This is a genomic window from Bacteroides stercoris ATCC 43183, assembly GCF_025147325.1.
GTDB classification, from domain to species: domain Bacteria; phylum Bacteroidota; class Bacteroidia; order Bacteroidales; family Bacteroidaceae; genus Bacteroides; species Bacteroides stercoris.
In genome coordinates, this window is the sequence record NZ_CP102262.1 from 2929788 (window position 1) to 2942139 (window position 12352).

Here is a 12352-nt window from a genome sequence, read left to right on the forward strand (position 1 = left end):
AACCTATCTAATAAGCAAGAATGAAAAGAGACGATTTAATTTTCGATATCATCGAAAAAGAGCATCAACGTCAGCTCAAAGGTATTGAACTGATTGCATCAGAGAACTTCGTAAGTGATCAGGTTATGCAGGCAATGGGTTCCTGCCTCACCAACAAGTATGCAGAAGGTTATCCCGGCAAGCGCTACTACGGCGGTTGCGAAGTCGTAGACCAAAGCGAGCAGATTGCCATCGACCGCCTGAAACAGATTTTCGGCGCAGAATGGGCAAACGTACAGCCGCACTCAGGTGCACAGGCCAACGCTGCCGTATTCCTCGCAGTGCTGAACCCGGGCGACAAATTCATGGGCCTCAACCTTGCACACGGCGGTCACCTCTCTCACGGTTCGTCAGTGAATACTTCCGGCATTATCTACACTCCCTGCGAGTACAACCTGAATAAAGAAACCGGACGTGTGGACTACGACCAGATGGAAGAAGTGGCCCTGCGCGAGAAACCGAAAATGATTATCGGCGGCGGTTCTGCCTATTCACGCGAATGGGACTACAAACGCATGCGCGAAATAGCCGACAAGATAGGTGCTATCCTGATGGTAGACATGGCACACCCTGCCGGACTGATTGCCGCAGGCGAACTGGATAATCCCGTGAAATATGCCCATATCGTGACCTCTACCACCCATAAGACGTTGCGCGGTCCTCGTGGCGGTGTCATCATGATGGGCAAGGACTTCCCCAACCCCTGGGGCAAGAAAACACCGAAGGGCGAAATCAAGATGATGTCCCAATTGCTCGACTCTGCCGTATTCCCCGGCATTCAGGGCGGCCCGCTGGAACATGTCATCGCTGCGAAAGCCGTTGCCTTCGGCGAAATTCTGCAACCGGAATGGAAAGAATATGCCAAACAGGTGAAGAAAAACGCCGCTACGCTGGCACAAGCCCTGATAGACCGTGGCTTTACCATCGTTTCCGGCGGTACGGACAACCACTCCATGCTGGTAGACCTGCGTAGCAAATATCCCGACCTGACAGGTAAGGTAGCCGAAAAGGCATTGGTATCTGCCGACATCACCGTGAACAAGAACATGGTTCCGTTCGATACCCGCTCCGCATTCCAGACCTCCGGTATCCGTCTGGGTACTCCCGCCATCACAACCCGCGGCGCCAAAGAAGACCTGATGCTGGAAATCGCTGAAATGATTGAGACCGTTCTCTCCAACGTAGAAAACGAACAGGTCATTGCCGACGTCCGCGCACGCGTAAATGCCAAGATGAAGGAATATCCGCTGTTCGCTTACTGATTATGAAATCGGGAAATAATAGTTTCTACAATAAAAAGTAAAAAAGATAAGCTGCGCAGTTCAAACGAACCTTGCGCAGCTTATTTTTTAATTCTCAATTTTCAATTCTCTATTTAAGAAGGTTCAGGAAAGCCCCTCTATATTGCCGTCCACTATGTCGATGTGCTCCGCTTGCGGCACTTTGGGCAGCCCCGGCATACGGAGTATCTCACCGGCAATGGCAACGAGCATTTCCGCACCGTTGTTGATAACGATGTCCTTAATGTGGAACTCGAAGTTATTGACAGCACCGTATATTTTGGGGTCGGCAGAGAAGGAGTATTGCGTCTTGGCTATGCAGACGGGATAATGTGCAATACCCATTTCTTCGATAAGCTTCATCATCTTGCGTGAAGCGCTGCTGTAGGTCACTACACTTGCGCCATAAAGGTTGCATGCCACTTTCTCTATCTTCTGCTGTACGGTATCGTTTTCCCCGTAAGTATATTGTAACGGGGCGGATGGCTTCTTTTCGATTGTTTCCACAACGAGGTTAGCCAAATCCACCGCACCTTCCCCACCCTCGGCAAAGGCATTGTTAATGGCGAAGCCCACTTTCAAGTCTTCTTCGCAATGACGGCGGATAGCTTCTACCTCTTCGTCCGTATCGCTGGCAAAACGGTTGAAGGCAACCACAACGGTCTGCCCGAAATAGCGCAGGTTACGGATGTGTTTGTCAAGATTGCCAAAGCCTTCCTTCAGTCCTTCCATGTTCGGCTCCTTAATGCGGTCGAGGCTGACACCGCCGTGCATCTTCAATCCCTGTGCAGTGGCAACGATAACGGTCAGTTTGGGTTGCAGACCGCTTTTGCGGCATTTGATATTATAGAACTTCTCCGCTCCCAAGTCCGCACCGAAGCCGGCTTCCGTCACTACGTAATCGCCGAAGGTCATAGCCATTTTGGTAGCGAGGATGGAGTTGCAGCCATGCGCTATATTTGCGAACGGACCGCCATGCACAAAAGCGGCTGTTCCTTCGGTGGTCTGTACCAGGTTGGGATGGATGGCATCTTTCAGCAGTACGGTGACGGCGCCCGCCACACCTAAATCTTTCACTGTAAACGGCTTGCCTTCATAGTCAAAGCCAAGTATGATATTCTCGATGCGTCTGCGGAGGTCTTCCGTATCCTTTGCCAGACAGAGAATTGCCATAATCTCCGATGCAGGTGTAATGTCGAAACCGGACTCCAGGGTAACCCCGTTGGTACGTGGTCCAAGTCCGGTAACAATGCTGCGCAGGGAGCGGTCGTTCACATCGAGCACACGCCGCCAGATGATTTCTTTCAGGCCGAATCCGTCCGCCTGATGCTGGTAGATATAGTTATCCAGCAAAGCGGAAATCATATTGTGAGCGGAAGTGATGGCATGGAAATCTCCTGTGAAATGTAAGTTTATCTTCTCCATAGGAAGTACCTGCGCGTAGCCGCCGCCTGCCGCTCCGCCTTTCATGCCGAAGCACGGACCCAGCGAGGGTTCGCGCAAGGCTACGATGGCTTTCTTGCCTATCTTGTTCAGTCCCAATGCCAGGCCGATAGAGACCGTGGTTTTGCCAATGCCTGCCTTTGTGGCCGTAATGGCGGTTACCAGAATCAGGTTGCTCTGCTTTACCTTCTCCTCGTCAATCAGGTGTTCGGGAATCTTGGCAATGTAGCGGCCGTAGTTCTCTACTTCTTCACGGGGAATGCCGACACTTTCGGCAACCTGCTTTATTTTCTTCAGTTCAATGCTGCGTGCTATTTCGATATCCGATTTCATATATAGGGTCTTTTCTTTAAATAACAACTTTGTTTTTTTTGAAAGCTGCAAAAGTACAAAAAAGAAGGGAAAATGCAGGTATATGAAAAAGAATTTAGTATCAGCTTAACTACCCGAACAGGATTGGTTATCAAACAATCATTTGAACCGCGACGTATCCACTCCTTCCCTCTTCTTTTCCTTATAACCGCCGAACTTGTATGTGAACGATACGCCCAACTCGCGGAAACAAGAGTAATGGTTGGTTACATTCTGCGTCTGGAAGCGGATGCGCGGAGAAATCTGCCCGGTCTCGAATATATCGTTGCAATACAGATTCAGGACGGCCTTTCCCTTGGCAAAGCCATAGCGCAAGGCGGCATTTACATTGCCGGAAACAGGCAGGTCGTAAATTCCCTGAATCGCTTTGCTGTGCACAAATCCGGTGACGGTCAGCTTCAGGTCGGGCTTGGTGGAAAGGGTGAAGGTGTTGTTCATTTGGGCGATGCCGTAACACTGTTTGCGGTCGAAGGGGATATCCCAAAAGTCGCTGTCTTTCTCGCGATGCCAGATGCCGATAAAGGTCAGGCGGGAATTCAACCAGTTCTTTACCTTAAAGGGCACTGATGCCTGTATGCCAAACTGTTGGCGGTAGTCAAAGTTCAGGTATTTATAGATTTCAACCAGCCGTTGCGAGGACTGGTAAAGCGTCTGTACCGAGTAGTCCTTGGTGTGGCTGAACCAGGTGCTGAAGATGTACTTGCCCTTTAAGATATAGTTCATTTGAAACTCATAGCTTTGCGCAGGTTTCAGCAGAGGGTTGCCGTGAATCTCGGAATATCCGCCGCCGATATAAGAAACGGCATCCTGCACGGCCCAATAGTCGGGATAGTGCTTATCGCTGCTCAGCGCAAGTTGCAGGATATGTCCGGGGGCAGGCATATAGTTCAGGTTGACGGTGGGATACCAATCCCACTGGTTCCAAACGGGCGTTTTATAACGCTCCACAGCCAGCGAGGCATCCAGCGAGAGTTTATCGCCGAAACTCTTGCTGAAACCTGCATAGATGTTCAGCGTTTCTTCCCGTTTGCGGGATTTCATATTAGTGAAGTTACCGGCGGAATTATCACCGGCTGCCAACGAAGTTGTATTTTCATCTCCCAACTGTTCGCCGGTCTCCGGGTCGTAGTAATATTGGTAACTGTTGTCGATGCCGGTGGTATAGACAATACCGTAATTCAGTCCCCAGCCCTTGCCCAGGCTGTGTTCCTGCGCCAGAAACATTTTCCAGCGGTTGATGCGCTGGCAGTCCTGTGTAAAGAAGTCAAGCTCGTCGTTTTCCAGCAGGCGGCTGTTCAGCAACTGGTCGGACGGAGAACGGTAGTAAGTGAACTCCACACCGGCTTTCATGCCGAAAGGCGTGGAATAGTCCAGCCGGCCGTTGTGAAGCCAGTCGGTACTGTTGCTCAACGTGGCGGACTGCTGCGAACCGTTGATATTCATCCGGTTGTGAGACGTTGTATAGTTACCGTTGTAGACAAAGCTCAACTGATGGTCTTTAGCGATAGTATAATCGGCTCCCACCCGGAAACTATGCGTATGCGAACGGGCGCGGCGTACCTCATCGGTTGCCATCGGGTACACCGAGCCATCCGCCAAAGCGTGCATAGCATCTTTGTCCGTCGTAGTGTAAGTACGGCCGTGTTTGTGCGAGTAAAGAAAATCCGTTGAGAATTTATTTCCGTTATATAAAAGGCTGGCACGCTCTTCAAAACCTTCGTAATGCTTCTGATTGTATTTGCCGTAGAGTTCGCCCTGCCAGGAAGAGGGACCGTCCGCGGTTTGCTTCAGTTGCACGTTGATAAGTGCGCCGCGCACCTGGTAGCGGGCGGGTGCGTTGTACATCACTTCGGCTTTTTCTATCCGGCTTGCGGGGATACTCCGCAACAGTGTGTAAAGCTGTTCGACGCTGAGGGTGGTCACTTTTCCGTTCAGAATGACGGTGACACCCTGCCCTGCCAGTTGCAAGCCGCCGTTCATCTCGGTTACACCGGGAAGCTCCTTTACGGCATCGTAGGCATTGTCCACAGGCAGGTCGCGGATAAGCTGCGGCAAGTCATACACCAGTTTGCCTTGCGAGGCTTTGACTACGGGGCGTTCGCCGATAATCATCACTTCGGGCAGGCTTTGGTAGATACTGTCCAGGCGGGCATCCGAGGTAATGATGCTGTCGGCGCTGAGGGTACGTTCTCCGCCGGTGATTTCCTGGGCGGAGATGCCGGCACTAAAAAGGCTGATTACTGATAACAGATAAAATCGTTTCATACGTATTCGATGCTTTAATTTATTGTATTTGATGTTTTAGTTCGTTTTCACACCGCAAAGTACGGCATTACCCGCCCGACTTTGTGTTATCGCCTGCTTACCAAGTGTTATCTACTGTTACCGGAAGTGTTATTTAGTCTTATCGCACGATACACCGCACACCATAACTCCTTATCTTTGCCTGCACAAATATCAAGGAACCACCATGAAACTGCCTTTGAAATACATTGCCATACTCGTTATCCTGTCTTTGGCGGGTATCTTCTCCTACCAGGCCTACTGGCTCGGCGGGCTGTACCGCACCATGCGCAACGACCTGGAGCGCAACATCATAGAAGCCATGCGCATGAGCGACTATAACGAAATGATGCTGCGTGTGGAAAGGATGCGCAAGGACAGTGCCGACCATGGGACAGTGAGCGTATCCGCCGGATTCGAGAAAGACGGAACGCAAAACAAAACCTATGTACACAGCACCACCAGCATAGACCGCAACGGCCGGAAAGAAGAAACCTCCGACCAGCAGGTCATTCATCAAAAGAGCGACACCCTTTTGATGAGTATCTCGGACAATTCCTCCGTACAGGCTATTATCACCCGTGATGGCATCGCCGTCCCGGACTCCGACGATGTACTTTTCATAGAACGGAACAAAGACCGGAACAAGGCTCAATGGCTGAATGCCGATTCAGCCCAAAAGAAGCTGGAAGCCGCCATAAAAGACACCGATGTTCTGCCCCAGGCCGCACTGAGGGCAAACAGCGGGCTGGATGTTATTCTGCGCGACCAGAACAGCATGCTGGAACTCGCCACATATTTCCAGCGCGGCCTGCACTCCGGCCTGGATGTCATTTCCGACCCCGATGTCCTTGTATACGACAGCCTGCTCACCTTTCAGCTCAAAGACCGGGGCATCACGCTGCCCCACCGCCTGGAGCATATCTATACGAACGACAAAGCATCTCCCCATACGTTTACAGACACGCTTGCCGTGGCCGGTACTCCCGGATACGTTCCAAGCCCCGAAGCCAAGCTATACGAGTACGCTTTCGACATCAGTACCCATCAGAGCTACCGCCTTTGGATGGAACCCGTTACCCCGTTGGTGCTGAAGCAGATGTCGGGCATTCTGACTACCTCGTTCGTTATCCTCATCATCCTCTGCTTCGCGTTCTGGATACTTATCCGCACCATCTTGCAGCAAAAGACGCTGGAGGAGATGAAAAGCGACTTTACCAACAACATCACCCACGAACTGAAAACCCCTATCGCCGTGGCCTATGCCGCCAACGATGCCCTGCTGAACTTTAACCAGGCGGACGAAAAGGCCAAGCGCGACAAGTATCTGCGCATCTGCCAGGAACAGTTGCAACGGCTCAGCGGACTTGTCGAACAGATACTCTCCATGAGCATGGAACGCCGCAAGACCTTCCGCCTGCATCCGGAACCGCTGTCCATGGAAAGCATTCTCGAACCGCTTATCGAGCAGCATAAACTGAAGGCGGAGAAGCCCGTGCATATCTCTACGGACATCGAGCCTGTCGGGCTTACCCTCACGGCAGACCGTACGCACTTCAGCAACATCATCAGCAACCTGATTGACAATGCCATAAAATACTCGCCCGAAGCAGCGGACGTAAACATCCGTTGCCGGCAAACCGCCTCTGCCGGACAAGGAGAGTTTGTTGAAATCGCCATCAGCGACCGTGGAACAGGTATCGCTCCCGAAAAGCAGAGCCACATATTCGATAAGTTCTACCGCGTTCCCACCGGCAATCTGCACAACGTGAAGGGCTACGGCCTCGGTCTGTTCTATGTCAAGACCATGACCGAAAAGCACGGCGGAAGCGTAACGGTAAAGAGCGAACCGGGCAAAGGAAGCACGTTCACTCTGAGGTTTCCGAACGGATAAAAGGAGTACCCGCCCGTTTCCCCCGGAAGAAACTCCGGTTTCCCTTAAGGGGAACGCGCGTTTCCTTTAAAGGGAACTGTCGTTTCCCCTAATGGGAACGGAAGTTTCTCCCGGCGGAAACGGAAGTTTACTTAGGAGAAACAGGAATATATCCCCGGAGTACATACAGATATTACATAAACAAGAATAACAAGAAAGATAAGGATGTCATGGATAAAATAAAAGTATTGCTGGTTGAGGATGAAGAGACCCTCGCCATGATTATAAAGGACACGCTGGAAGGGCAAAGTTTCATTATCCACACCGCTGCCGACGGCGAGGAGGGGTTGCGCCTGTTCTTCGACCTGCGCCCCGATGTGCTGGTGGCAGACGTCATGATGCCCCGTATGGACGGCTTCGAAATGGTACGCCGCATCCGCCAGACCGACAAGCACACGCCGGTGCTTTTCCTCACTGCACGCTCTGCCATCAATGATGTTGTAGAGGGCTTTGAACTCGGCGCCAACGATTATCTGAAGAAACCTTTCGGTATGCAGGAACTGATTATCCGCATCAAGGCGCTGGCGGGCAAGGCTTTCAACTTTACGGAACCTGCTCCCAAAGAAGTCACCGACTTTGAAATAGGCAATTACCGGTTCAACCCCGTCACGCAACGGCTGTCGTATACAGGAACCGGTGCTGCTCCGCACGCCGATACGGAGATGGAACTCTCACACCGCGAATCGGAAATACTGAAGCGCCTCTGCGAGAACCGCAATCAGGTGGTCAATACCCAGAATGTACTGCTCGACCTCTGGGGAGACGACAGCTTCTTCAACTCCCGCAGCCTGCACGTATTTATAACGAAGCTGCGCCACAAGCTGGCGCAAGACGACCGCATCCGCATCGTAAACGTGCGGGGGATAGGCTATAAACTGATAGTATAAAGAATAAGAAATAATATAAAGAAGTTTCAGAAAATTGACGGAAAGGATTATCTTTGTCTGAGAAGAAAACAATAACCGTGCCCAATCATGAAACAAGTTTGTTTTTTTATCATCGCCCTGCTGGCAAGCGTCGTTTCACTGCACGCCCAAACCGAAGCGAAGGGCGACAGCATACGCTCCCATAGCCTGCCCGACGGTACGCCGCCCGAAGGGACATTCCTACCCGAAACGAAGAATTATGACGGCTTTCTCCTGGACATGAGCCTCATGAGAATGGAAGCTCCCCGCCTGCCCCGGTTTACGTTGGAAATACCGGATGCAAGCAAAGACTACAGCCGGATATTCCGTCTCAACCCGGACGCGACCTACTCGCAGGGGCTTTCAAATGTGTTCTCGCTCACCAACGCCACCGTTTACAGCATGAATCCGTTTGGGCTGACGGGCTTCTGGTCATCGCCGGAGAACCTGCAAATGGGCAGCTTCAAACTGAAGAACGGAATGCGTATCAATACATACGGCGAGTACGACAAGGACGGCTGGAAAGTTCCCAACCGTTCGGCATTGCCGTGGGAGAAGAACAACTTCAAGGGAGCATTTGAAATGAAATCCGCCAACGGTGCATTCGGCATACGCATCGAAGTACAGCAGGGCAACCGGACGCCGTTCTAACCGTAAACATCACAAACTGATATAATCAGATACAGCGGTTCGACCCTAACTAAAGCATAAGCTCCGGCTCTGCCAATCCTTTCTCCTTGCAGTACGCATATACTATTTCCAGAATGGTGTCTCCGTACTTCTCTACCCCTTTCTTCCCGAAATAAGGGATGCGGACAAGCATGTCCTTATCGGCAGGCAACAGGTTGCTGATGCCCAAAATGGCCTTTTGCTGGATGACCGTGTAGACCGGCAGCCCCAAACGGGCTGCTTCCGTGTTTCTCCAAGCCACCAGGCGGTCGTATAGTTCGGGATGCAGTACGTCCGAAGGCACTTGAACGGAAGATGCCGCCGTTTCTTTCCTTTTGCGGTCCTGCATGTTCTTCTCCACTGTATCCAGCATGCCTCTCCGCTTCAGGTCCTCTTTGCCGGAGACAGCATGCTCGCCGATAGACAGTATGGCTTTCCGCTTCAAATACCCGGCTGTGCTGAATCCGTGTTCCGTTATGTATGCCAGCAGTCTGTTTTTCAACAGGAAAAGAGTATTCAAATCCTCTTTGGCTGCGTTCAGTTGCTTCTTCAGCACCTTATTATCCGTGGCAAGAGCGCGTGGCCCTATTAATACGGGATACAAAAGCGCCATTTCATCTTTAAAGTAACCGGCTCCCGCAACAATCCGCTCCTGCAGGGTTTCGTCCGCAGCATAGTCCTGTGCGGCGTCAATCAGGCGGTTGTACTGTATGCCGAACCTCTGCGCCACTTTTACCACCTTTTCGCGGAAACGCTCCGCCGCCTCTTTGTAGGCGGCAAGCTGCTTGGGATAGAGTTTATAAAGATGTTCATCGACCAGCCGTACATAGCGCTGCAACGCTTGTGCCAGCGGCAGGAAATCAAACAGTTCCGACAGCAGCCCGTGAAAATAGGCACGTTGCAGTGAATGGAAGCGGTTTTCGTCCGGTTCGTTCCGGCGGGCTTCTTCCGTAAACCGGTCTACGGCACGGTCGCTGATAACAGCCTTTGCCGAAAGCGGTGCGCTGAGCACCAGGCCTTCCAGCGTCTTGCAACGGCTCAGTGCCACATACGTCTGCCCATGTGCAAAGGATGCGCTGGCATCGATAATGGCACGCTCAAACGTAAGCCCCTGACTCTTGTGGATTGTAATGGCCCACGCCAGTTTCAGGGGAAACTGCCGGAAAGTACCTTCAATATCTTCTACAATCTCCCTGCTCTCTTCGTCCAAGACGTATTTTGCATTTGCCCACTCCTCTTCCTGCAACAGGAAAGTATCCCCGCTGTCTTTGGCGCGTACCTCGATACTCTGGGCAGAAACGGAGGTTACCTCACCAATCATACCGTTGTAGTAGCGGTGCTCGCCGGAAGAGTCGTTCTTCACGAACATCACCTGAGCGCCTTCTTTCAGTTCGAGAACTTCGTCCGTGGGGTATGAATATTCGGGAAACTTCCCCTCGACAGTAGAGCGAAACGCATAGGTACGTCCCGGAAGCTGTTCCAGCTCGTAGCTGTTGATACGCTGCGCCTGATAGTTATGGGTGACCAGACGGATATATCCTTCCTCTTTCCGAGGCTGGAAGCCGGGGAGATAGCGGCGGTTCAGCGTTTCCAGCACCTGCGGGTCGCAATGGTTCTCACGGATGCGGTTCAGCAGTTCCAGGAAGTCTCCGTCATTCTGCCGGTATACGGTTTTAAGCTCGATGGTGCAATATTCCGTCTGCTTCAGCGCGCGGCTGGAGAAGAAATAGGGAGTGTCGTAGTACTTGCTGAGCATCTGCCATTCCTCGTCTTTCACCACGGGAGCCAACTGCTGCAGGTCGCCAATCATCAGCAACTGCACACCGCCAAACGGTTTGTAGGGGTCGCGGTAGCGGCGGAGCATTTCATCTACCGCATCCAGCAAGTCGGCGCGTACCATACTGATTTCATCAATCACCAGCAGATCCATGCTGCGTATGATATTGATTTTCTCCTTACCGAAACGGAAGCGGTAGCTTGCCTTTCCATTCGTGCTGAACGAGCTTTCGGGCACATAAGGTGCAAACGGAATCTGAAAGAACGAATGGATGGTAACACCGCCGGCATTGATGGCCGCTATGCCGGTGGGCGCAACGACTACCATACGTTTGGGACTTTCCTGCTTAAGCTTGCGCAAAAAAGTAGTTTTACCGGTTCCGGCTTTGCCTGTCAGAAAAAGATGAGTGCCTGTACTTTCGATGAATTGCCACGCAAGCGCTGATTCGGGGTTCTGCTCCATTGTTCTTTTCGGTTTATTTTAGAACGGTAAAGGTAGTACAAATAAACCAAGGAAAAGAAAAACCGGCCGAATGTTTTTTGCCGCACGGACGGCATCCTTAAAAAAAGAGAATGTGTGTCAAAACTAAAGTCCGCTTACTATGGGTTTCTTTTTTAGGCACGGATTACACGGAAAACACGGATTTCACAGAAAAAGAATAAAGAAAATCTGTGAAATCCGTGTTTTCCGTGTAATCCGTGCCTAAAAGAAACCGTCAAGTGTATTCTGACACATCTCCTTGTTTCCTGCCGGAAAAATTATTTCATACTGCCGCCAATAATGTCCAGCAGCTCATTCGTAATCGCCTGCTGGCGGCTCTTGTTGTATTGCTTCGTCAAGTCCTGAATCAGCTCATTGGCATTGTCCGTGGCAGCCTGCATGGCAAGCATACGTGCCGCGTGCTCGGAAGTGTTCGAATCCAACAAGACCGTATAAATCTTCTGGCTCAACACTTTAGGAAGAAGCTCGGCCACCAGTTGGGAAGCAGAGGGTTCTACAATATAATCATTGTTGAAACTGCTTTTTCCGACAGTCCCGGTTGCTTCTTCGGCTACCTTGCCCAAGTCGATGGGCAGATAGTTGTCTCTCGTCAGCACTTGCGAGCCCATAGACTTGAAATGATGATAAATCAGCTCCACCTTGTCGATGCGCCCTTCAAGGAACTCTTTCATCAGGTGCCCGGCAAGCTCATAAGCCTGCACATACGAAGGCTTGTCGGCCATTTCCTGATAACTGCCTTGCGGCTCATATCCCAATTTCTTTACAGCTTCTTCCACTTTCTTGCCTACGGGATACACCAGGATATTCTCCTTGCCCAGCGACCGGTAATCTTCCAATGTACGCTCCAGCATCTTTGCCACGTTGGAGTTGAAAGCGCCGCATAAAGATGAATTGGACGAGAATGCCACAATTGCCACCTTCCCTACCGGACGCTCCTCGGTATAGGGAGACTCTACCGTAACATCCGTACTCAGGAAGTTTGTCAGAATCTCGTTCAGCTTCCGTTGATAGGGCAGCATATTCTCAATCCGCCCCTGTGCCTTATGCAGCTTGGCGGACGCCACCATCTTCATCGCCGAAGTTATCTGACGCGTACTCTTGACGGAGCTTATTCTATTTTTTACCTCTTTCAGTGAAGCCATTTCATATA

The 12352-nt window shown here is 51.3% G+C and carries 8 protein-coding genes; 4 read left to right on the forward strand and 4 right to left on the reverse strand.

Going from position 1 to position 12352, the window contains the following annotated elements:
* The first annotated feature begins 20 nt into the window (after positions 1-20).
* Positions 21-1301, forward strand: coding sequence for a serine hydroxymethyltransferase (gene glyA, locus NQ565_RS12125; protein ID WP_005653938.1), 1281 nt, complete (start codon positions 21-23; stop codon positions 1299-1301).
* A 123-nt stretch (positions 1302-1424) separates the two neighbouring features.
* Here glyA and NQ565_RS12130 read toward each other — a convergent pair whose 3' ends face one another.
* Together NQ565_RS12130 and NQ565_RS12135 are read right to left on the reverse strand one after the other, a co-directional pair.
* The gene (locus NQ565_RS12130) at positions 1425-3095 is read right to left on the reverse strand and encodes a formate--tetrahydrofolate ligase (RefSeq protein ID WP_016662718.1); all 1671 of its coding nucleotides are present in this window, start codon (positions 3093-3095) and stop codon (positions 1425-1427) included.
* A 138-nt stretch (positions 3096-3233) separates the two neighbouring features.
* Positions 3234-5399 carry an outer membrane beta-barrel family protein gene (locus tag NQ565_RS12135; protein ID WP_005653934.1) on the reverse strand — a complete coding sequence of 722 codons (2166 nt, stop codon included), beginning with the start codon at positions 5397-5399 and terminating at the stop codon, positions 3234-3236.
* A gap of 205 nt (positions 5400-5604) precedes the next feature.
* Between NQ565_RS12135 and NQ565_RS12140 the strand changes: the two genes are divergently transcribed.
* The 3 genes from NQ565_RS12140 to NQ565_RS12150 all read left to right on the forward strand — a co-directional run bounded on the left by NQ565_RS12140 (position 5605) and on the right by NQ565_RS12150 (position 8906).
* Positions 5605-7311 carry a sensor histidine kinase gene (locus NQ565_RS12140; protein WP_005653932.1) on the forward strand — a complete coding sequence of 569 codons (1707 nt, stop codon included), beginning with the start codon at positions 5605-5607 and terminating at the stop codon, positions 7309-7311.
* A 209-nt stretch (positions 7312-7520) separates the two neighbouring features.
* Positions 7521-8237: a response regulator transcription factor gene (locus NQ565_RS12145; protein WP_005653930.1), complete on the forward strand. Its 717-nt coding sequence runs from the start codon at positions 7521-7523 to the stop codon at positions 8235-8237.
* A gap of 87 nt (positions 8238-8324) precedes the next feature.
* The gene (locus NQ565_RS12150; protein ID WP_005653928.1) at positions 8325-8906 is read left to right on the forward strand and encodes a hypothetical protein; all 582 of its coding nucleotides are present in this window, start codon (positions 8325-8327) and stop codon (positions 8904-8906) included.
* 49 nt (positions 8907-8955) lie between these two features.
* Here NQ565_RS12150 and NQ565_RS12155 read toward each other — a convergent pair whose 3' ends face one another.
* Positions 8956-11163 carry an AAA family ATPase gene (locus tag NQ565_RS12155; protein WP_005653926.1) on the reverse strand — a complete coding sequence of 736 codons (2208 nt, stop codon included), beginning with the start codon at positions 11161-11163 and terminating at the stop codon, positions 8956-8958.
* Positions 11164-11459: 296 nt separating this feature from the next.
* Positions 11460-12344, reverse strand: coding sequence for a F0F1 ATP synthase subunit gamma (locus tag NQ565_RS12160; protein ID WP_005653924.1), 885 nt, complete (start codon positions 12342-12344; stop codon positions 11460-11462).
* Positions 12345-12352: the final 8 nt, after the last annotated feature.